This window comes from Halomonas sp. 707B3, from assembly GCF_024158645.1.
GTDB classification, from domain to species: domain Bacteria; phylum Pseudomonadota; class Gammaproteobacteria; order Pseudomonadales; family Halomonadaceae; genus Vreelandella; species Vreelandella lionensis.
The window spans coordinates 1-21,612 of the sequence record NZ_JAMZBE010000015.1 but is presented as its reverse complement, the minus strand read 5'-3'; the positions used below and the strand labels follow the sequence as shown (position 1 = coordinate 21,612).

19 protein-coding genes are annotated in these 21,612 nt (G+C 57.2%); 14 read left to right on the top strand and 5 right to left on the bottom strand.

Annotation, left to right across the window (positions count from 1 at the left end; genetic code table 11):
• Window positions 1–29 precede the first annotated feature (29 nt).
• A complete protein-coding gene (gene yegS, locus BIS10_RS03775; protein WP_253502648.1) occupies window positions 30–989 on the top strand; it encodes a lipid kinase YegS in 960 nt (319 codons plus the stop codon).
• A gap of 32 nt (window positions 990–1,021) precedes the next feature.
• The gene (locus tag BIS10_RS03770) at window positions 1,022–1,828 is read left to right on the top strand and encodes a hypothetical protein (protein WP_253502645.1); all 807 of its coding nucleotides are present in this window, start codon (window positions 1,022–1,024) and stop codon (window positions 1,826–1,828) included.
• Window positions 1,829–1,869: 41 nt separating this feature from the next.
• Here the strand turns inward: BIS10_RS03770 and BIS10_RS03765 are convergent, their stop codons facing one another.
• Window positions 1,870–2,073 carry a cold-shock protein gene (locus BIS10_RS03765; protein ID WP_044630763.1) on the bottom strand — a complete coding sequence of 68 codons (204 nt, stop codon included), beginning with the start codon at window positions 2,071–2,073 and terminating at the stop codon, window positions 1,870–1,872.
• Between the two features lie 136 nt (window positions 2,074–2,209).
• Between BIS10_RS03765 and BIS10_RS03760 the strand changes: the two genes are divergently transcribed.
• Window positions 2,210–2,866 (top strand): LysE family translocator, encoded by a 657-nt coding sequence (locus BIS10_RS03760; RefSeq protein WP_253502642.1) that lies wholly within the window; start codon window positions 2,210–2,212, stop codon window positions 2,864–2,866.
• 27 nt (window positions 2,867–2,893) lie between these two features.
• Here the strand turns inward: BIS10_RS03760 and BIS10_RS03755 are convergent, their stop codons facing one another.
• Window positions 2,894–4,843, bottom strand: a complete 1,950-nt coding sequence (locus BIS10_RS03755; RefSeq protein ID WP_253502639.1) for a transglycosylase SLT domain-containing protein — start codon at window positions 4,841–4,843, stop codon at window positions 2,894–2,896.
• Window positions 4,844–4,943: 100 nt separating this feature from the next.
• On the opposite strand from BIS10_RS03755, the gene BIS10_RS03750 reads away from it, so the two are divergent.
• The 4 genes from BIS10_RS03750 to sixA all read left to right on the top strand — a co-directional run bounded on the left by BIS10_RS03750 (window position 4,944) and on the right by sixA (window position 9,000).
• Window positions 4,944–5,291, top strand: coding sequence for a YkvA family protein (locus BIS10_RS03750; RefSeq protein ID WP_253502636.1), 348 nt, complete (start codon window positions 4,944–4,946; stop codon window positions 5,289–5,291).
• Between the two features lie 97 nt (window positions 5,292–5,388).
• Entirely contained in the window at window positions 5,389–7,293 is a 1,905-nt protein-coding gene (gene htpG, locus BIS10_RS03745) for a molecular chaperone HtpG (RefSeq protein ID WP_253502633.1), read from the top strand.
• A 128-nt stretch (window positions 7,294–7,421) separates the two neighbouring features.
• On the top strand, window positions 7,422–8,513 hold the full coding sequence (locus tag BIS10_RS03740) for an NAD(P)H-dependent glycerol-3-phosphate dehydrogenase (RefSeq protein ID WP_253502631.1): 1,092 nt from the start codon (window positions 7,422–7,424) through the stop codon (window positions 8,511–8,513).
• Window positions 8,506–9,000, top strand: coding sequence for a phosphohistidine phosphatase SixA (sixA, locus tag BIS10_RS03735; protein ID WP_253502627.1), 495 nt, complete (start codon window positions 8,506–8,508; stop codon window positions 8,998–9,000). Before BIS10_RS03740 ends, sixA begins: the two co-directional genes overlap by 8 nt.
• Before the next feature lie 88 nt (window positions 9,001–9,088).
• Here sixA and gatB read toward each other — a convergent pair whose 3' ends face one another.
• Genes gatB through gatC form a run of 3 tightly spaced genes read right to left on the bottom strand, consistent with a single transcriptional unit; the run spans window position 9,089 to window position 12,350 of the window.
• Window positions 9,089–10,543: an Asp-tRNA(Asn)/Glu-tRNA(Gln) amidotransferase subunit GatB gene (gene gatB, locus BIS10_RS03730; RefSeq protein ID WP_253502625.1), complete on the bottom strand. Its 1,455-nt coding sequence runs from the start codon at window positions 10,541–10,543 to the stop codon at window positions 9,089–9,091.
• Window positions 10,543–12,003, bottom strand: a complete 1,461-nt coding sequence (gatA, locus tag BIS10_RS03725) for an Asp-tRNA(Asn)/Glu-tRNA(Gln) amidotransferase subunit GatA (RefSeq protein WP_253502622.1) — start codon at window positions 12,001–12,003, stop codon at window positions 10,543–10,545. The genes gatB and gatA overlap by 1 nt, the downstream gene beginning before the upstream one ends.
• Before the next feature lie 59 nt (window positions 12,004–12,062).
• On the bottom strand, window positions 12,063–12,350 hold the full coding sequence (gene gatC / locus BIS10_RS03720) for an Asp-tRNA(Asn)/Glu-tRNA(Gln) amidotransferase subunit GatC (protein ID WP_054641298.1): 288 nt from the start codon (window positions 12,348–12,350) through the stop codon (window positions 12,063–12,065).
• Between the two features lie 229 nt (window positions 12,351–12,579).
• Between gatC and BIS10_RS03715 the strand changes: the two genes are divergently transcribed.
• The 7 genes from BIS10_RS03715 to BIS10_RS03685 all read left to right on the top strand — a co-directional run.
• Window positions 12,580–13,617, top strand: a complete 1,038-nt coding sequence (locus BIS10_RS03715) for a rod shape-determining protein (protein WP_018915723.1) — start codon at window positions 12,580–12,582, stop codon at window positions 13,615–13,617.
• 23 nt (window positions 13,618–13,640) lie between these two features.
• Window positions 13,641–14,582, top strand: a complete 942-nt coding sequence (gene mreC / locus BIS10_RS03710) for a rod shape-determining protein MreC (RefSeq protein WP_253502618.1) — start codon at window positions 13,641–13,643, stop codon at window positions 14,580–14,582.
• Window positions 14,582–15,070, top strand: a complete 489-nt coding sequence (mreD, locus tag BIS10_RS03705) for a rod shape-determining protein MreD (protein ID WP_044629936.1) — start codon at window positions 14,582–14,584, stop codon at window positions 15,068–15,070. Before mreC ends, mreD begins: the two co-directional genes overlap by 1 nt.
• Window positions 15,063–15,665, top strand: coding sequence for a nucleoside triphosphate pyrophosphatase (locus BIS10_RS03700; protein WP_253502615.1), 603 nt, complete (start codon window positions 15,063–15,065; stop codon window positions 15,663–15,665). Before mreD ends, BIS10_RS03700 begins: the two co-directional genes overlap by 8 nt.
• Before the next feature lie 59 nt (window positions 15,666–15,724).
• Complete coding sequence (gene rng / locus BIS10_RS03695; protein ID WP_044629938.1) at window positions 15,725–17,188, top strand: ribonuclease G; 1,464 nt, start codon at window positions 15,725–15,727, stop codon at window positions 17,186–17,188.
• Between the two features lie 2 nt (window positions 17,189–17,190).
• Window positions 17,191–21,042 carry a YhdP family protein gene (locus BIS10_RS03690; RefSeq protein ID WP_392567147.1) on the top strand — a complete coding sequence of 1,284 codons (3,852 nt, stop codon included), beginning with the start codon at window positions 17,191–17,193 and terminating at the stop codon, window positions 21,040–21,042.
• The coding region (locus BIS10_RS03685; RefSeq protein WP_301281953.1) for a PmbA/TldA family metallopeptidase at window positions 21,039–21,612 on the top strand (574 nt) is incomplete at its 3' end. The genes BIS10_RS03690 and BIS10_RS03685, both read left to right, overlap by 4 nt.

Below are 21,612 nucleotides of genomic sequence, written 5' to 3'. Positions count from 1 at the left end.
CGAATTAACCATGGAGAGGGAAAGCGCCGGTGACAGATTCACAGCAGTGTTATTTACTGATTATTAACGGTAAGTCTGCCGGAAATCCGGCGCTACGCGAGGCCGTTGAAGCGCAGCGCAAGGCAGGGACGCCGATGATTGTTCGCGCTACTTGGGAAGGTGGCGATGCCGCCGAGTTTGCGGCCCAAGCCGTTGAACTAGGAGCTACCAGTGTGATCGCCTGTGGCGGCGATGGCACGGTAAACGAAGTGGTTAACGGGCTAATGCGCATCCCCCATGACCAACGGCCACCGTTGGGCGTGGTGCCGCTGGGCAGCGCCAATGATTTTGCCACGTCGGTAGGGCTACCACTTGAGCCAGAGCCTGCGCTAGCCGCCGCGGTTAGCCTGACGGCTGTACCTATTGATGTGGTGAGAATGACTGCTGAAGCTGATGGTGAGCAGGCGGTGAGTTACTACGTCAATATGACGACCGGCGGCTTTGGGGCGGAAATTACCTCTTCTACCCCTAAAACGCTGAAGCGCATGTTGGGCGGGGGGGCTTACTCACTCATGGGAGCGCTAAAGGCGTGGCGGCATCGCAGTTATCGCGGCACTCTTCACTGGGGTGACCATGAGCAGGCGGCTTCGCTACTGCTGCTTGCCCTGGGCAATGGGCGCCAATCTGGCGGTGGTCAGGTGCTGGCACCCCGCGCCAAGCTGGATGACGGGCGGTTGGATGTGCTTCTGGTGAAAGACTTCCATTCGGTCACTGAGCTTCCTGCGCTGCTAGGTGAGCTGCAGCAGTTCCCGGCGGAAGGGCGCTATGTGCGTTACTTCACTGCCAGTCAGCTAACCGTGACGACTCAGCCCGATGATGAACCCTGGCCACTGACCCTGGATGGTGAAGCCAAGCGCTACGAGCGGTTTAGTGTAGAGGTCGTTCCGCTGGCGCTGAAGGTGTTGCTGCCGGAAGGTTGTGCGCTGCTGTCTGCTAATGACCGCCACTGAACACTTATATACCCGCTAAGGAGCATCATTCGATGACTAGCCGATTTTGGATGCCCGCACTGGCCAGCATGGCGCTATTACTCAGTGCGTGTGGAGATAGCGAAGAGGAGTCAGAGGTCGCTCCTGAGGAGCGTCCGGCAACAACGAGCCAGCCAAGCGACACCACGGCTGCCAATGAGGCGCCTGCTGCTGAGTCCGCAGAGAATGAGTCTGATAGCCGCGATGAGGAAGAGGTGCCTTCGCCCACTCAAGTAGAGGATGAGATTGAGGCGCGTCAGGCGGCGGAAGAGTTAGAGCAAGCCGACGCGATGCGTGAAGAAGCGCCAGAGGCCAGTGCTTCAACGCCTAGCGAATCCCTGCAAGCCGATGAGGAAACCCTGGCAGCTGACCCGGACGAAGCATTAGACGAATCCAGTGCGATGCCGGGTGAAACGACCCGCTCAGATGTGGATGACGTGATTGCAGAAACCGAGCGTCGCTTTGAAGAGGCTCAGCGCCAGTTAGAGCAGCAGTTCCAAGAAATTGAGCAGCAGACTCCTGAACTGGCTCCCATGGAAAGCGACCCAATTGAGCCAAGCTGGGAGCGCGAGAGCCGCTTGCCTGATAGTTCTCAGTTAGAGGGAGAGCTAGAGGCCTCGGACGTTGATGCATTGATCGAAGATACCGAGCGCCAGTTTGAAGAGGCCCAGCAACGCCTTGAAGAGCAGTTCCAAGCGTTAGAGAGCGAGCGCCCAGCCAATGGTGCTACGTTGGAGGGCGACGAGAGGCTAAGCATCGAAGAGAGAGCTGAGGGAGGCACGGAAGAAAATACTGATGAAAGCATTGAACAGTCACCATAAAAAAGGCCCGCGATGGCGGGCCTTTATCCATTCAGCGCTGTTTAGGCAACGCGAATGTTGGAAGCCTGAAGGCCTTTTTTACCCTGAGTCACCTCGAAGCTGACTTTTTGACCATCTTGCAGGGTCTTAAAACCTTCAGCTTGAATTTCGGAGAAGTGGGCAAAGAGATCGTCACCGCCGTCATCGGGAGAGATGAAGCCGTAACCTTTGGTGTCGTTGAACCACTTGACAGTGCCAGTTGCCATCGTTCATATCCTTAACGTGCTTAATGATTGAGCAGGTGGCTCATTGCCTACCTACCAAATCCACTTTAGAAGCAAATAATCAGCACGTCCAGTAGTGACGTGGTTAAGATTTTTTATCACTCAGCGAGCCTGGCCCATGATGGAACTCAATCTTATTGATGCGCAGTTTATCCCTTTCGTTGTGGCAATTACGCTGCTATCGATAAGCCCAGGGGTAGACACGCTCTTGGTGATCCGTAATACAGCGCGAGGCGGGATTCGGGATGGGGTGGCCACTAGCGTAGCGATTTGCTGCGGCTTGTTTGTGCATGCCACCGTTTCTGCGTTAGGGATTTCGTTCATTCTGCTGCAGTCGGCTTGGGCGTTTAATATGCTGAAGCTGGCAGGGGCGGCATATCTGATTTGGCTGGGTATCACTAGTCTGCTGGCAGCTCGCCAGGGAACACCGCTGCCGGTGAAAGGTGTTATGAAAGAGTCCACGCCAGTGCCGTTTTGGCAGCCGATCAAAGAGGGGCTTCTTTCGAATGTGCTGAATCCTAAAACCGTGATTTTCTATATGGCGTTTTTGCCGCAATTTATCGCACCCACCGACCCTGCACTGCTGAAATCACTCTGGCTGGCAGGCGTACATTTTGTCATTGCTAATATCTGGCAGATCAGCGTGGTGCTGATGGTGGGAGGCGCCAGTAAGTGGCTTGCCAGCGCACGCTTTGCACAAACCTTGAATGCCGCCACTGGCGCGGTTTTGGTGGTGTTTGGCGTGCGTCTCGCGTTAGAACAACGCCCGGTGTAACCGGGCGTGATTGACTGGCGTTGAGTATCAGCGTTGCACTAACGCGCGGTCATAACGTACCGCCTGCTCGGTTTCGTTGAGCAGCGATACGCCTTCACTACTACCGCCGTTTGCCAAGCTTTCAAAAATGACTCGATAGCTCAGTACTGCTTGAACATAGTCACGGGTTTCGCGAAACGGGATGCTTTCCACGAACAGATCAAACGACTCCATGCTATTAGTGCCTAACCATTGATCAACTCGGCCAGGGCCAGCGTTATAAGCGGCAGTCGCCGCTAAGCGGTTGCCCTGATAGCGTTCTAACTTGTCGCGAAGGTAAGTGCTACCCAGGCGAATATTCAGCTCAGGCTCCAGTACGCCATAAGGCCCGGGGTCGTTAAGCCCCAACTGGCGGCTCACCTGCGCGGCAGTGCCTGGCATTAACTGCATTAAGCCACGTGCACCTGCGGGAGAGAGGGCAACCGGGTTATAGGCGCTTTCTCGGCGAGTGATTGCCATCAGCAGATAAGGGTCAACGCCGGTTTGATGACCCCAAGCCAAAAAGTCATCGCGGTAAGCGGGTGGAAAGCGCCACTCCAACGCATCCCACATCTCGCCAGCAATAGTGGTTTGTACTAGGCGGGCGTGCCACTGCTGATGGGCAGCGTAGTCGGCAAGCGCACGGGCTTGCTGGGGCGTTCCATGTTGGACGGCATGGAGCCACTCGCTATTCGCTAACCCGTCTTCGCCAATACGCAGCAGCGCCTCGGTACGCTGCACCACGGGTAGTTGTGCGGTCTGCTCGCGGGTTGCTTCATCGAAGTGATTGCGCTCGTGGTTAAGCCGGTAAGGCTGATTGATTTTATCGGCAGCGGCGAAGCCGTAGAAGCTGCGGTCAGTGGCCGCCTGTTGGTAGCGCGCTATGGCCGCGTCACGGTTGCCAAGCTGCTCGTTGGCCCGGCCTAGCCAGTACTGCCAGCGGCTGCTCTCTTGCTGGCTGGCAGGCATTTCAGCCACCCAGTGCATAACATCGGTCCACTGGCGGTCTGCTAGGGCGCGACGCACCCGCAGCTCTAACACTCGCTCGCTCTTTAAAGAGGGCAGGACACTATCGACCCAACCCAATGTGTCGGGCACATCGCGCACTAGCGCGTAGAACGCTAGCTCCTCTTCAATAGCCTGGTGGTATTGAGGCATTAGGTTTAAGCGTGATGCTATTTGCTGCCAAGCGGCAAAGGCGGCGGGGGTATCCTCTCTTGTGAAACGTTGCATAGCGGCCTGATAAAAAGCGGCAGTGGCCGCGCACTCTGGGCCTAAGCACGCTGGTGCAGAGGTGATGTTGCTCGAGTTAGCGTTAACCCTCTCTACCGTATCCAAAGCGGTTTGCCACTGGCCGCTTAGCAGTCCGCCTAAATAACTGCTTAGGCGCGCCTCACCCGCTTGCCAGGCCAGCATCTTACGCTCCCAGATGGCCGTGGCGTTGATAGTGCCATCAGCACGAAGACGGTTAAACAGTGTGTCGCAAGCGTCAGGCTGAGAGCTGCCTGCCCGCCACAGCGCTAAGCCCGCGCTGCGTGATTGTTCTGGCTCGCGGTCAAGTAGCGCGGTGTAGTAGTAGCACTGGCGCGCAGTGCCAGAAGGCTCGCCATCGGCGACGGTGAGCAGGTCGCCGTAGCGTCCCGCATGACCATATTTGGCAATCGCTTGACCACGCATCCACTCTGAGAGGGGGGAGTCGGCGTGCTGGTCAATAAATTGAAGCACTTGGCTGGCTGCGACGTTGGGGAGCTGGTTGCGTAAACGGTGATACTCTACATAGCCGCTGAGAATGTGCCCCTCAATGGCGCGCTCATCGATTTGCTGCCACTGTTGCTGGCGTGCGGCTTCGAGTGCATCACGCATGGCGTCATCGGAGGTCGCCCACGCACTTGTGGGTAGGCCGATGATAACCGCTGCGCACAGGGTGCGAAGGGTAGAACGAAATGGCGTGGCCTGCATGGCACTCCCTCTTGCTCGCTGGTAGGGTCAAAGGCGCAATAGTGAACTATGCGGATAAATAGTGTTCAGACAATCGTGACACTTGGAGGATTCAATTACGATGGCACGATTATCCACTTGGTGGTTATTTCGTCGACTGAAAACGCGCGCCTGGGCGATTAAACGTATTGCCCGTGCGCTGAAACTCTTTTTACCGATGACCCGCGATGTGCTGCGGGGAGACTTTAGGCCTATTCCTTGGTCCGCGTTCGGCACTATGGCGCTGGCCTTAGCGTATTTGGTGATGCCGTTTGATTTAATTCCAGACTTTCTAGTACTGCTTGGCGTCGTTGATGATGTATTGATTGTGGGTTGGTTGCTCAATCGCGTCGATGCACAGCTGGCCGACTACCGCGCCTGGAAATATGCTGCTGAGTCAAACACCGCTTCTTCGCATACACCTTCTTGAAATCCCTTCGCTTATCCCCATATTGAGTTCACCACCTTTTCCGCTCCTGCCGAAGGGCAGGGGCGCTAAGCACACGTGATCAATGAGGGCTAAGCGCATGACGACTGCGACCCACGAAGAAACTCTTGGCTTTCAAACGGAAGTTAAGCAGCTCCTGAACCTGATGATCCACTCCCTGTACTCCAACCGGGAGATTTTCTTACGCGAGTTGATTTCCAACGCTGCGGATGCCTGCGACAAACTGCGCTATGCCGCACTCGACAACGATGCCTTGTACGAAGGTGACAGCGAGCTGCGTATCGAAATCGAACATGATCGCGATGCCAACACCATTACCCTGCGGGATAACGGCATTGGCATGAACCGGGAAGACGTCATCGCCAACCTGGGGACGATTGCGCGCTCGGGCACGGCGGAGTTCTTGAAGCAGCTTTCCGGCGAGCAGCAAAAAGATGCCAAGCTGATTGGTCAGTTCGGTGTCGGTTTCTACTCTGGCTTTATTGTGGCCGACGAAGTATCGGTACGCACGCGTAAATCGGGAACGGCGGCTTCGGAAGGCGTTGAGTGGCGCTCGAAAGGCGAAGGTGAGTTTACCGTTGCCGATATTGAGCTGGATGTACACGGCACCGAAATTACCCTGCATCTCAAAGATGATGCGAAAGAGTTCGCCGACGACTATCGCCTGCAGAGCTTGGTGCGTAAGTACTCCGACCATATCGAAGTGCCGGTGCGTATGCCGAAGGTAGAAACGGCGAAGGATGACGACGGTAACGAGATCGAAGGTAGCGAAGTGACTACCTGGGAAACCGTTAACGAAGCCACCGCGCTATGGGCACGCCCGAAGAGTGAGGTGTCTGACGATGAGTACAAGGCGTTCTACAAGCACGTTGCCCATGACTTTAGCGACCCGCTCACCTGGAGCCACAACAAGGTTGAAGGAAAGTTAGAGTACACCAGCCTGCTGTATGTGCCTGGCCGCGCGCCGTTCGATATGTTTGACCGTGACGGCTCTCGTGGTGTGAAGCTTTATGTTCAGCGCGTCTTCATCATGGACGACGCCGAACAGTTCCTACCGCTCTACCTGCGCTTTATCAAAGGCGTACTGGATACCCGTGACCTGTCGCTGAACGTCTCCCGTGAGCTGCTACAGCAGGATCCCAAGGTCGATAAGATCAAAGGGGCGCTGACCAAGCGCGCGCTGGACATGCTCAAGAAGCTCTCTAAAGACAGCGAGCAGTATCAAACCTTCTGGAACACCTTCGGCAGCGTGCTGAAAGAGGGGCCGGGTGAAGACTTCGCCAACCGCGAGAAAGTTGCCGGACTACTGCGCTTTGCCTCCACGCATACCGACACGGCCGCCCAGGAGCACTCCCTGGCGGATTATGTCGAGCGCATGAAAGAGGGTCAGAAAAAGATCTACTACGTGGTAGCGGATAGCTTCAACGCAGCGAAAAACAGCCCGCACCTGGAAATCTTCCGTAAGAAAGGCATCGAGGTGCTGCTGCTCTCTGACCGTATCGATGAGTGGCTGATGAGCCATCTGACGGAGTTTGACGATAAGTCGTTTGCCGACGTGGCGAAAGGCGAGCTGGACCTGGGCGATGTCGAGGACGAAGCCGAGAAAAAAGCCCAGGAAGAGACTGCCAAGGCGAAAGAGGATCTCGTGAAGCGCGTCAAAGAGGCGCTGAGCGACGGTGTTCAAGAGGTGAAAATCACCCACCGCCTGACCGATTCACCCGCCTGTGTGGTACTGCCCGAGCACGAGATGGGCTACCAAATGCGCCGCATTATGGAAGCCGCAGGCCAGAAGCTGCCGGAGGTGAAGCCCATTCTGGAGCTTAACCCCAACCATGCGCTGGTAGCGCGTTTGGAAAGTGCTGAGGGCGACCTGTTCGGCCAGCTAGCCCACATTCTATTGGATCAGGCGATTATTGCAGAAGGCGGTCATCTGGATGATCCCGCTGCTTATGTGAAGCGTCTCAATAATGTGTTAACGGCGTAATGGATTAAGCTCGTTAATGGCGGCCCGCTTGGTTTACCAAGCGGGCCGCTTGTTTTGCTAAGGTAGTGCTTATAAAAATGGGTGGTATGCAGGTCCACCGTTACGCATAAGAACTTCAGGACATGGTTATGGCAGAGCAGCAAAGTAACGTTGCGGTGCTGGGAGGCGGTAGTTTTGGCACCGCGCTGGCCAGTATCGCTGCTGATAACGGCGCCAATGTGCGCCAGTGGATGCGTGATGAAGCGCTCGTCGCGCAGATCAACCAAGAGCACCGCAACGGGCGCTATCTACCCGACTATGCGATCAATCCGGCAGTCACAGCGTCCACTGACTTAAAGACGGTGCTAACCGGCGCTGAGCTGGTGCTGATTGCCATCCCGTCGAAAGCCTTTCGCAGCGTGGTGCAGGCGGCTAAGCCTTGGCTCACGCCTGAGCAAATCTTGGTCAGCACTACCAAAGGCATTGAGCAAGATAGCTTTATGCTAATGAGCCAGGTGCTGGAGCAGGAGACCGGCTTTCCGCATATTGGCGTGATTGCCGGGCCCAACTTAGCCTCGGAAATTGCCGACAAGCAGCTGACCGCCACAGTCATTGCCAGTGCTGATGCGCTCACTCGAACACGGGTTCAGCAGGCGCTAGGCTGCCGCTACTTTCGCGTATATGCCAGTAACGACCGCCATGGCGTTGAGCTGGGCGGAGCGCTGAAAAATATTTATGCCATTGCCGCAGGTATGGCAGCGGCGTTAGGAATGGGTGAGAACACCCGTAGCATGCTGATGACTCGGGCGCTGGCCGAGATGAGTCGTTTTGCCGTTGCCCAAGGGGCGAACCCGATGACGTTTTTGGGGTTGGCGGGAGTGGGTGATTTGATTGTTACCTGCTCTTCTAACCTGTCGCGCAATTACCGAGTCGGCTACGCACTTGGGGAGGGGCGGAATTTAGAAGAAGCGGTGGAAGCCCTTGGGCAAGTGGCTGAAGGGGTTAATACGGTGAAGCTCGTTTGTGCCAAAGCCCGCGAGATGGGCGTTTATATGCCGTTGGCCGAAGGTTTAAACCGTGTGCTCTTCGATGGGGTGCCGGCACAAGAAATGGCGAGTACGCTCATGATGGGAGAGCAGAGCAGCGATGTGGAATTTATCCTGCCCCGGGAAGCGGTTCAGCAGGCGCATCGCGAGCAGGCCCACCAGGACCAACACAACAGCGGAGGTTGCCATGAATAGCGGTATGAATAGCGTATTGATTATGCGCCATGGCGAAGCCGCCCCCGGCTTTCCTGACCACGCCCGACCACTCACGCCCCGCGGCGAGCGCGAGGCAGATACCATGGCCCGCTGGCTGGCATCGCGCGTTGAGCAGGGCGAGCTGGCGCTGCCAATGCTCTACGCAAGCCCCTATGTGCGCGCTCAGCAAACCGCCCAGCGGATTAGCGATGCCTTGGGCGCGCCGCTTAACACGCTGTCGTTTATTACCCCGGAAGACCCGCCGAGCGATGTGAGCGAGTGGTTGCTCACTCATCGTGATGACGCGCCGATTATGCTGGTCAGCCACATGCCCTTGGTGGGCGACTTGGCTGGCTTGTTGGTCGAAGGCACGCCAAGTCAGGGCGTGGGCTTTCCCACCGCTGCCATCGCAGAGCTAGAGGCCGACGTCTGGGCGGCGGGCTGCGCGCAGCTTAAGCGCTTTACCCAGCCTAGCCAGCTGTCCTAATCATAAAACTGAGTCATAAAAATCAGCCATAAAAAAGCGGCTGCCGAAGCAGCCGCTTGTGGTCTATCACCGCACCTATGCGCGTTTTCTATAACAGCGCATCCAGCTTCTCTTTCAGCAAGCCGTTGACCTGCTGCGGGTTGGCGGTACCGCGTGATGCCTTCATCACCTGACCCACAAAGTAGCCAATCATCTTGCCACGCTTCTCCGGCTCGGAATCACGGTACTGAGCCACCTGTGCCGGGCTTTCGGCAATGACTTGATCGATCATCGCTTCAATCGCGCCGGTGTCGGTCACCTGCTTTAAGCCTTTGGCTTCGATGACGGCATCCGCGCTCTCGCCCTGGCCATTCCATAGCGCTTGGAACACTTGCTTAGCGGCTTTACCGTTAATGGTGTCATCCAGCACACGGCTGATGAGTTCGCCAAGCTGTTGGGCTGACACTGGGCTGTTTTGAATGCTCAGATTCTCGCGGTTCAGCGCGCCGGAAAGCTCGCCCTGTACCCAGTTGGCCGCCTGCTTGGCGTCGCCGCATACCCGGTGTACTTCTTCGAAAAACTCCGCCATTTCACGACTGGCTGATAGCACGTTAGCGTCGTAAGCCGACAGGCCCAGCTCATTCTGGAAGCGGGCACGCTTATCGGCGGGCAGCTCCGGCAGTTGGCTGCGCAGGTGATCCAGGTAGGCTTGATCCAGCACCACCGGCAGCAGGTCGGGGCAGGGGAAGTAGCGGTAGTCGTTCGCCTCTTCCTTGGTGCGCATGCTGCGGGTTTCGTCGCGCTCTGGATCAAACAGGCGGGTCTCTTGCACCACTTTGCCGCCGTCTTCAATCAGTTCAATCTGACGTTCGACTTCAAACGCAATGGCGCGCTCCACAAAGCGGAACGAGTTGACGTTTTTAATTTCTGCACGAGTCCCAAACGCTTCTTGCCCTTTAGGGCGCACCGACACGTTGACGTCGCAACGCATCGAGCCTTCGGCCATGTTGCCGTCGGAAATGCCCAGATAGGTGACGATGGAGTGAATCGCTTTGAGATAGGCGGCCGCTTCTTTCGCACTGCGCATATCTGGCTCTGAAACGATCTCTAACAGCGGCGTGCCTGCCCGGTTCAAGTCGATGCCGGTCATACCGTGGAAGTCTTCGTGCAGCGACTTGCCTGCGTCCTCTTCCAGGTGGGCGTGGTGGATGCGAATCCGTTTGGTGGTGTCATCATCCAGGGTAATCTCAACGTCACCAGCACCCACAATGGGGTGGTACATCTGGCTGGTTTGGTAACCCTTGGGAAGATCCGGGTAGAAGTAGTTTTTGCGGTCAAACACCGAGACTTCAGGAATCTCAGCGTGGACGGCGAGGCCAAACTGCACGGCCATGGCCACGGCCTGCTCATTCAGTACTGGCAGGACGCCCGGCAGGCCCAAATCAACGGCGCAGGCCTGGGTGTTCGGCTCGGCACCAAACGCGGTGGAGGCACCGGAAAAAATCTTAGAGCGCGTTGCGAGCTGAACGTGAACTTCCAGCCCAATCACGGTTTCCCATTGCATTAGGCGTTCTCCTCGGCAAAGGCAGGCAGTTGAAGATGCCAGTCAGTGGCTTGCTGGAACTGGTGCGCAACGTTAAGCAACTGCGCTTCGGCAAAGTGGGTGCCCAATATCTGTAAGCCTACCGGGCGACCGCCCGCAAAGCCTGCGGGAACGCTGATGCCAGGAATACCCGCCAGGTTAACGGCGATGGTGTAGATATCTTGCAGGTACATGGAGACCGGGTCTTTATTCGCGCCCAGGTCGAAGGCAGGCGTGGGGGAGGCTGGGCCCATCAGTACATCGACATCTTCAAAGGCGTCGAGGAAATCCTGGCGAATCAGGCGGCGAACCTTCTGCGCTTTGGTGTAGTAGGCGTCAAAGAAGCCCTCCGATAGCGTGTGGGTGCCGATCAGAATGCGGCGCTTCACCTCTTCACCGAACCCTTCCGCCCGCGAGCGGGTGTAGAGATCGATCAGGTCCGTAGGAGCATCGCAGCGATGGCCAAAACGTACGCCGTCGAAGCGCGATAGGTTCGAAGAAGCCTCGGCAGGGGCGATGACGTAGTAAGCCGGAATCGCGTAGTGGGTATGCGGCAGGCTGACTTCGCGCACCGTGGCGCCCAGCGACTCATACACTTTCACCGCGTCACGAACGGCTTTTTCAACTTCAGGGTCTAAGCCGTCGCCAAAATACTCTTTAGGTAGGCCGATTTTGAGGCCAGAGAGCGGAGCATTCAGTGTCTCGGTGTAGTCCGGCACGCCGCGGGCCACGCTGGTGGAATCACGAACATCATGACCGGCAATCACGTTCAGTAGGTGCGCGCAGTCTTCAGCGGTGCGCGCCATGGGGCCTGCCTGGTCGAGGCTGGAGGCGTAGGCGATCATGCCGTAACGGGAAACCCGCCCGTAGGTGGGCTTCAGGCCGGTAATGCCGCAGAACGCCGCTGGCTGGCGAATGGAACCACCGGTGTCGGTGCCCATCGCCGCAGGCACAAGCCCCGCTGCCACTGCCGCTGCGCTGCCGCCGGAGCTACCGCCGGGAACGGCAGCGAGGTCCCACGGGTTTTTGACCGCGCCGTAGTGGCTGTTTTCGTTGGAGGAGCCCATGGCGAACTCGTCCATATTGGTTTTACCCAGGCTAATGGTGCCCGCAGCGCTGAGTTTCTCTACCACGGTGGCGTCGTAAGGCGCGATAAAGTTATCGAGCATTTTGGAGCCGCAGCTGGTTTTGACGCCTTGCGTACAAAAAATATCTTTTAGCGCTAGCGGAATGCCAGTGAGTTTGCCTGCTTTGCCGTCAGCACGCGCTTTATCGGCGGCTTCGGCCTGGCTTAGCGCCTGTTCGGCGGTCACGGTAATAAAGCTATTGAGCTGACCGTCGGCTTTCTCAATGCGCTGCAAAAAGTGGGAAGTCAGCTCTCGGCTGGAGAGTTCACCGCTGGCTAGGGCGGCGGCGAGCTGCGTTACGGTTTTATCATGCATGACCCGGAAGCTCCGTTTAGGGGCGAATAGAATAAGCGGAAACGAGCGGTGGGCGTGGGTTACTCGACCACACGCGGCACCAGATAAAGACCGTTTTCCACTGCCGGGGCACAGCGCTGGAACGTGTCGCGCTGGTTCGTTTCCGTGACTTCATCGGCGCGCAGGCGCTGGGTAGCGTCTAGCGGATGCGACAGCGGCGCGACGCCTTCGGTATCCAGGCTCTGGAGCTGGTCGACCATGTCCAGAATGCGGCTGAGATCGTCGACAAAGCCACTGGCTTGGTCATCGCTAACGGCGAGTCGGGCCAAGTGTGCGGCCCGGCGCACATGAGATTCTTCAAGCGCCATGATCGAGGTTTCCTCGCAATCGTGATGGAACATATTTCGCTTTAAGCGGTATACATACGGTCATCTTAAATTCGTCTGACGGAGCAGACGTGGAAAATAGCCGCAAAAGGTACCACATAATGGCCCTGACGGGCAGTGTTCGGCACGACTCGTGCTTGCTGCCAAGGGGTTGCGGTGATACCGTTTGCATCCGCACAGGGTTCCCGGTCTGCACTAGGTAACAACATCCATGTTCAAACGTTTGAGGGGGCTGTTTTCCAGCGATCTATCGATCGACTTGGGTACGGCCAACACACTGATTTATGTACGCGGTCGTGGCATCGTTCTTGATGAACCGTCCGTAGTCGCCATCCGCCAGTCTGGCAATATGCGCAGCGTGGCCTCGGTAGGTGCTGACGCTAAACGCATGCTCGGCCGTACGCCTGGCAATATTACGGCTATTCGCCCGATGAAAGACGGCGTTATCGCCGATTTCACCGTTACCGAGCAGATGCTTCAGCACTTTATTCGTAAAGTGCACCAGAGCACTTTCCTCACGCCAAGCCCTAGGGTTCTGGTGTGCGTGCCCTGTATGTCGACTCAGGTCGAGCGTCGGGCAATTCGCGAGTCAGCAGAAGGCGCGGGTGCCCGAGAAGTATTCCTGATCGAAGAGCCGATGGCAGCCGCGATAGGTGCTGGGCTACCGGTAGAAGAAGCGCAGGGCTCGATGGTCGTGGATATCGGTGGTGGTACCACTGAAATTGCGATTATTTCGCTGAATGGCGTGGTGTACTCAGAATCGATCCGCGTAGGCGGTGACCGTTTTGATGAGGCGATCACCGCGTACGTGCGCCGCCACTACGGCAGCTTGATTGGTGAAGCCACTGCCGAGCGCATCAAAGAAGAGATTGGCTGCGCCTACCCCGGTGGCGAGCTGCGCGAAATTGACGTGCGCGGTCGCAACTTGGCAGAAGGCATTCCGCGCAGCTTTACGCTGAACTCTCACGAGATTCTCGAAGCGCTGCAAGAGACGCTGGGCTCCATCGTGGCTGCCGTGAAGAGTGCGCTTGAGCAGTCTCCGCCTGAGCTTGCGTCCGACATCGCCGAGCGCGGCCTGGTGCTCACAGGTGGCGGTGCGCTGCTGCGTGACTTGGATAAGCTGATCGCCGAAGAAACTGGCCTGCCGGTTATCGTGGCAGAAGATCCGCTGACCTGCGTTGCGCGTGGCGGCGGCAAGGCGCTGGAAATGATCGACCAGCACACCTTTGAGTTGCTGTCGAGCGACTGATCGCAGCGGTTTAACGCGGGGGATTGCCTATTAAACCGCTGTTCTCACACGGGCCGCTACCCGGTTACCGGCTATTCTTCTGTGTGCTGGCGGCAAGCGCGTTGATGTTTGTCGACCATCGTTTTACTCGCATGGAAGATGTGCGCGCCCAAATGACCACTATTGTCGCTCCCATCCAGTGGGTAGTCAGTGTGCCTAGTGATCTGCTGAATTGGGGCGCGCTAGCGCTCGCCGACCAGCAGGCACTGGTGGATGAAAACCGCCGCTTGCGTGAGCAAATCTTGACGCTCTCTCACCGCGGACAGCGCTTGGCTAACCTGACGGCTGAGAACGCCGAGCTACGCAACTTGCTTGGCGCTGCCGAGCGGCGCGATATTCCCTATATCACGGCGGAGCTACTCTCGCTGGATAATGACCCGTTTAGCCACCAAATGGTGGTGGATCGTGGGCACCGCAACGGTGCCTATGTCGGTCAACCGGTGATTGATGCATCGGGTTTGGTTGGTCAGGTGACTGCTGTTTCAGCCTACTCTAGCCGTGTGTTGCTGTTAGCCGATGCAAGCCATGCGCTACCAGTGCAGATTAACCGCAATGGGCTGCGTTTTATTGTTCAGGGTACTGGCCGTTACGGCAGTGTGAACGTTCTCCATGTGCCGGATACGGCGGATATTCGCGAAGGTGACTTACTGACCACCTCTGGTTTGGCAGGGCGTTTTCCGCCGGGCTACCCCGTTGCGCGAGTGACCGAGGTGTATCACGACCCTGGCCAGCCATTTGCCCGGGTTATTGCTGAACCTTCGGCTCAGCTTCAGCGTTCACGCCACTTCCTGCTGCTCTTTCCACCACCCCGCGAAGAGTTGGATGCTTCTATTTGGGATGAGTCCATGGATATTTCAGCCGATGCGCTCCATGCCGCCCAGCGGCTTGGGCAGCCAGCTTCCCCGGCCATGCAGGAGGAACGCTAATGGCGCGTGCGCCGGTAGTGCCGCTGGTGGTGGTCTGGCTGAGCCTTATTTTTGCGCTCTGCTTGCAGGTAATGCCCCTGGCCGATGGTTGGCAGGTTTTTCGCCCGGAGTGGATTGGGCTAATGTTGATTTATTGGTGTATGCAAGCGCCGGATCGAGTTGGGGTTTTTCACGGCTTTGTATTTGGCCTCTTGATGGATCTTATTGAGGGGACAGCGCTTGGACAGCATGCACTGATTTTTTCGATTCTTACGTTTTTAGCCGCGCTAGTGTATCCCCGTTTTCGTGCTTATTCGCTGGTACAACAGTCGGTATTGGTGCTGGTGCTGTTAGGGTTGGCTCAGCTGATAGAACAGTGGCTAAGAACGCTGACGGGTGTTTTTTCCATACATCTCTCTTTCTTGATCCCATCGCTGGTCAGCGCATTCCTCTGGCCGTGGCTCTCCACAATGTTTAAAGCGATTGAGCGGCGAATGGCCAATGCGTGACGATAACCACACCCCCGTGCTCTGTTTGGCCTCGGCATCACCACGCCGCCAGGCGCTGTTGGCCTCTATCGGTGTGCCGGTCAGTGTCATGCCAAGCGATATTGATGAAACGCCGCTTGAGGCAGAGTCTCCCGCGGCCTATGTAGAACGGCTGGCGGTGGCAAAAGCGCAGGCGGCGGTGGGTAAAACCGCGCTGCCCGTGCTGGGGTCGGATACCGCGGTGGTTATTGATGGCGCCATTTTAGGTAAGCCTAATGATCAACAGCACGCGGCTGAGATGTTGAGAATGCTCTCTGGGCGCACGCATCAGGTACTCACGGCAGTAGCGGTAAGCGGGCCGCTAGGTATACTCTCCTGCTGTGTGGTCACGGACGTCACCATGCGCGAGTTAACAGCAAAAGAGATCGCCTGCTACTGGTTGACGGGCGAACCCGCCGATAAAGCGGGTGGGTATGCTATTCAAGGCTTAGCCGCCATTTTTATTGAACAAATTCAGGGCAGTCACTCTGCTGTGGTGGGGCTGCCACTATTTGAAACAACGCGCTTGCTACGCCAGCAAGGGGTTCCCGTTTGGGCGGGCCGTTATCCCTCGTAACCACCGACTCATCGCCCGCTGCGCTGGCAAGGAATAGGACATCCAATAAGGAATTTTGCATGAGCGGTGAAGTCCTCATAAATTTAACGCCAATGGAGACCCGCGTTGCGCTGGTGGAAAACGGCGTATTGCAAGAGGCGCTAATAGAGCGCTCTCGCAGGCGCGGTATCGTAGGCAATATCTACAAAGGCAAAGTGGTGCGCGTACTGCCTGGCATGCAGGCTGCCTTTGTTGATATTGGCTTAGAGCGCGCGGCGTTTATTCATGCCCATGAGGTCATGCCACCCGGCACGCCCAATGACGAGCAGCAAACCATCGGGCAGCTTCTGCACGAAGGCCAGGCGCTGGTGGTGCAAGTCACCAAAGATCCTATCGGTACCAAAGGGGCGCGGCTGACTACCCATCTTTCGATTCCCTCTCGCTATCTGGTCTATATGCCTGACTCGCCTCATCACGGGGTATCGCAGCGCATTGAAGATGAGCGCGAGCGGGAGCGCTTGAAAGCGCTGCTGGATAAAAGTATCGAAGAGCAAACCATTGAGGTCACGGGTGGCTTTATCGTGCGTACGGCGGCCGAAGGCGTAGGCGATGAAGAGCTGGCCAGCGACATGTACTTCTTGCTACGTATTTGGCGCAAGGTCAGCGAGCGCAAAATCACCGCCGCCCCTCCCAACGTCATCTACGATGACTTGCCGCTGTTTATGCGCACCCTGCGGGATGTGATGCGGGATGATATCGAGAAAGTACGCATTGACTCCCGGGAGAACTTCGTCAAGCTGGTCGAGTTTGCTGAAGAGTTTATGCCCGATGCTGTTGATCGCATCGAGTACTACCCCGGCGAGCGCCCCATCTTCGACCTTTATAGTGTCGAAGACGAGATTCAAAAAGCGCTAGGTCGCAAGGTGCAGCTCAAGTCCGGAGGGTACTTGGTAATTGACCCCACCGAGGCCATGACTACCATCGATGTGAATACCGGTGGGTATGTGGGGCATCGTAACCTTGAAGAGACTATTTTCAAGACGAATCTGGAAGCCGCCACTGCCATTGCCCGCCAGCTCAGGCTGCGTAATTTAGGTGGCATCATCATTATCGACTTTATCGATATGGTGGATGTAGAGCACCAGCGGCAAGTGCTGCGCGTGCTGGAAAAAGCGCTTGAGCGGGACCATGCTAAAACCAAATGTACCGGGGTCACCGAACTTGGTTTGGTGCAGCTTACCCGTAAACGCACGCGGGAAAGCCTTGAACAAACACTATGCGAAGCGTGTCCTACCTGTGGTGGTCGCGGCACGTTGAAAACCCCTGAAACGGTCTGCTACGAAATCTTCCGTGAGATCCTGCGTGAAGAGCGGGCTTATAGTGCGGAAACGTATATGGTGCTGGCATCCCAGCCAGTAGTGGACAGGCTGCTTGATGAGGAGTCTGCCGCGGTCGCTGACCTGGAAACGTTTATTAATAAAACGATCCGTTTTCAGGTTGAGCAGCACTACTCCCAAGAGCAGTACGACATCGTACTGATGTAATGATGGCACCACGCTCTTTTTTTCGCGGCTGTCTAGTAGGGGTGGCCGTTGTGCTGGGTACGCTGGCGGTACTGCTGCTAGCGCTGCGTCTCTTTGCTAGCCAAGTGGATGCATTGTCCCCCCGCTTGGAGGCGCTTTTAGAGGCGCGTATTGGCGTGCCGGTGAGCATCGACCATCTAGCGCTCTCTCTGGAGCGCAACGTCCTGCACCTGGAGCTTGAAGACCTTCATGCGCAAACGCCGGATGGTCAGGCCCTGATAGGGCTTGATCGCTTGTCGCTGCGTTTGGATGTCTGGGCCACGCTGCGCCACTTAGCGCCTATCTTCAGCGATGCGCGTATGTTTGGGCTCGAATTCCATCTCTACCAGCAGCCTGACACCGCCTGGGGCTGGCCTTCACCGGCCAAACTGCCGCTGGGGGTAGCACCACAACCAGAGGTGGACCTTGAATCCTTGGATGCCTGGGCTGGACTGCTGCTGCGCCAGCGCCTCTGGGTGGATAACAGCCGCATCATGCTGCATGGCCAGCAGCAGACCGTGATGCTTCATGCACCTTCGCTGCTTCTGAATGGCGATCATCGCCGCACACGATTAGAGGGCTCCCTGAATATTGTCGAGGCACCTGATGTGCTGGCATCAGAGCTGCCCGCCATTACCATGCGTGCCGAAATGCAGCCCGGTCAGCAAGGCTTTAGGGACTTTTCTGCTGCGCTTCAGCTCGACATGCAGTTGGATCATCTGGTGGTGCTGGCGGCACTGTTTCGGCCAGATCGCATGCCTTTTCTCGAACAGGTGGGCGGTCATGTGCAGCTGTGGGGGCGTTGGCAAGAAGGAGCGCTAGCTGATGCGCGGCTTGCACTAGATGTGCCCGAGCTGACGCTGCGTAAAGATGTGGAGTACGCTGTGCTGCGAAACATTCAGGCCAGTGGGCAGTGGCTGCGCGACAGCGAAGGCGGTGAGGCGTGGCTAAGTGGCAATGCAGAAACCGTAGAGTGGGCCCAGCCTGAAGGCGTTAGTGATGGCCCCGCGCTGCCACGCCACTGGTATCTGTCACACCAGCCGGGGCAGTGGGAGTTGCGAACCAGTGCGTTTGAGCTCGCCTCGCTAGCGGCTTGGCGGGAGTATGCGCTGTTGCCTGAGTCACTCACCCGGGTATTGCAAACGCTCTCGCCCCGAGGGCAGGTGCAGGGGCTGCGCCTGGGGCAGCGTGAGGGGCGATGGGGCGTGGATGCTGCACTTACTAATGTGGCTGTACTCCCCTGGCAGCAAGCGCCAGGAGGCGGTCCGCTGGACGCTTGGGTGCAGGCTCGCGACCTGCGTGGCCGCGTGACCTTTAATAGCGCAGGCGATAGTACGCTCTATTTTCCAGAACTCTTCGATGTACCTATGCAGCTAAGTCACGCCGAAGGGGTGGTGGAGTGGGTGTATGATGGTCCTAACACCATGATTAGCGGCCGTGACCTCAATGTGGACTGGGATGGCGCCCAGGTAAGTGGTGGGTTCGGCTTGATCGCGGGGCAGCAAAGCGGTCAATTTGGGTTGGATATTGCGTTTGTCGATGTAGATGCGATCTCCCGCCCGCTCTCCCAGTGGCTGCCCATGAAAGCATTTGAGCCGAAGCTGAGGGAGTGGTTGGAGAACGATATTGGTGGCTTAGTGCCGCAAGGTTCGCTGAAGCTTAGTCAGCCCCTGGGACCTGCGGCTTCATCAGATCAACTCTCGGCAACGCTCGCGCTGGAGGTCACTCAAGGCCACTTGCCGATTGCGCCGGAGTGGCCGCGTTTGGAAGATGTCGAGGGGCGCTTGCTGTGGCAAGGAGGAGTGCTTCAAGCCCAGGTAGAGCACGCCCAAAGCCACGGCGTTGAAGTATCCCAAGGCACGATACGTATGGAGAAAGAGCAGCTGCTTCAGCTATCAGGCAGTCTTCAGAGTGATGGTGCATCCTTGCTGAACTTTGTTCAGGCCATGCCGGATATGGACACGCTACCACTTAGCGATATTACCGTTGATGGTACCATCGAAGGGGATATCGCCCTTGTACTGCCGCTGGATAACGAGGAGGCGCTCCAGCTAGAGATTAATGCGCGGCCAGCGCTATCGGCTGTGCACTACGCGTCACTACCAATAACCCTGCGTGATCTGGATGGTGGGCTCAGCTGGCAGCAGGTGGGTGAGGCGCATGCGCTGTTAGGAGAGCTAAGCAGCCAGTGGCAGGGCGGTGATATTCGCGCAGAGCTGATGGCTGATCAGCGTGTTGCCTTGCAGGGCAGCGTGGAGTCGTCTGCGCTGTGGTCGCTGGCAGGGCTGCCTGCCGAGCAGGCTCGCCAAATGATTAGTGGCCGCACCCAGTGGCAGGGTGAGGTCTCTCTTGCGGCTCGTCCAGTGTTAACCTTAGAGAGCCGCCTGCTTGGCATCACCAGCGCGCTACCCGAGCCGTTTGCCAAGACTAGCGATCAACCGTGGCCATGGCAGCTACGCGCGGAGTTTGAAAGCGGGCGAGTATCGACGCAACTGGCCGATAAGGCAGCCGCGAGATTCCAAACGCTGAATAGTGGTGCACTAGCGGCCGAAGTGGTGCTCGGCAATGCAGTGCAGCGACCGAATTGGCCCAGCCAGCCTGGCTGGCGCCTTGAAGCAGGGCTCGATACGTTAGACCCCATGGCATGGCACGCTGTGCTGTCGCCGATATTGTCGGGAGGCGCCTTGGCATCTGCTTCTAGTGGCGAAAGCACGCCGCTTGAAGTACTGCTGCGTGCTGGCTGTTTACGCTTTCGTGACAAGTGCTTTGGCGCTTTTAACGCCTCAGGGACACTCACCGGCCAGCGCGCAGCACTTCAGCTCAGCGGCGATATGTTGTCTGGGCGCCTAGATTACCAACCCACCAGCGAGCGGCCGCTTGATGTTGCAATTAGCATGCTAGTCCTAGATCGTTTACTGGACCTGCCCGCCAAAGAGCATGATGCCACTGTCGCAGCCCCCGACTCTTGGGTTGACGCAATTGAAACACAGCATGTAGCCCCCGTTGCTATTCCCGACTGGCTAGCTGAACTGCCCAACGGCAGGCTACGGCTAGCGGATATTAGCGTTGGTGGCACTCGCTTTGGCCCATTAACCGCCTACTGGCAAACCGATGATCGTCGTTTTTCGCTCTCACCAGTTGGTTTAACCCTCGGACAGCTTTCTGCACGCGGCGAGTTGGTTTGGGAAGGCAATGCGGTGAATAGCCGTACACGAGCGGATATCTCCATACAGGGTGGCGATGTGGGGACGGCGTTGGAGCGACTTAACCAACCGGTAGCCATGCGTAGCCGCACCACCGACCTTGCTGCTGAGCTTACTTGGCCGGGAGCCCCCTGGCAGCTTGATTTAAGCCGGGCCGGTGGTGAAATGAGTGCTGATATACGCGACGGCCGTTTTGTGACGCTTGAATCGACGCCTGCCCGCTTAGTGGGGTTGCTCAACTTTGATAACATTCTGCGCCGTCTACGGTTCGACTTTTCTGACCTAACCGGTCAGGGAACGGCCTTTGACCGTGTGCATGGCACTGCCGATGTAGCTGAAGGGCAGCTGTTGCTTCGTGGCCCCCTGCAAATTGATGCACCCGCCACCACGCTGACGCTAACGGGAAGTGTTAACCTCTTACAGCGTGAACTTGACCAGCGTCTAGGCGTCACACTGCCGGTTAGCCAAAGTTTACCCATCGCCGCCATTGCTGTTGGAGCGCCCATTGTGGGCGGTGCACTGTTTCTTGCCGACCAAATTTTTGGCGATGCGCTGGATCAAGCAACCACTATTTATTATCGCGTGCGAGGCCCTTGGACCTCGCCGCAAGTGACTTTAGAAGGCCCCCAATGACCGCACATAAAAGCGATATAGAGTCCGCTGTTTCCATTTTGCTAACGCCAGGTGGCCTCGATTTGAACGCTCTGGATGCTGGCCTTGGCTACGCGATGGGAGCGGGCATTGATTATGCCGACCTCTATTTTCAGCGCACCTGGCAAGAGGGTTGGGTGCTGGAAGATGGCGAAGTTAAAGAGGCCAGCTATAACATTGATGGCGGCGTTGGCGTGCGCTCGTTGGCAGGTGAGAAAACCGGGTTTGCGTACTCCAACCAAATTACCGCTGATGCACTAATGGATACAGGCCGTACCGCCTCTGGCATCGTGCGCAGCGGCAAACAGTTGCCAGGGCAGAAAGTAATGCCAGTCAGCGCGGCGTCCTACTATGCAGGTATCGACCCACTGGCGGGTCTTTCGGCAGAAGACAAAGTGGCCATGCTAAAAGAGGCGGACCGCGTGGCTAGAGCGGCCGACCCGAGCATTAGCCAGGTAAGCGCTTCACTGTCGGGCACCTATGAGGTGGTTTTAGTACGCGCCAGTGACGGCACACTAGCGGCGGATATTCGCCCACTGGTGCGTTTTAACG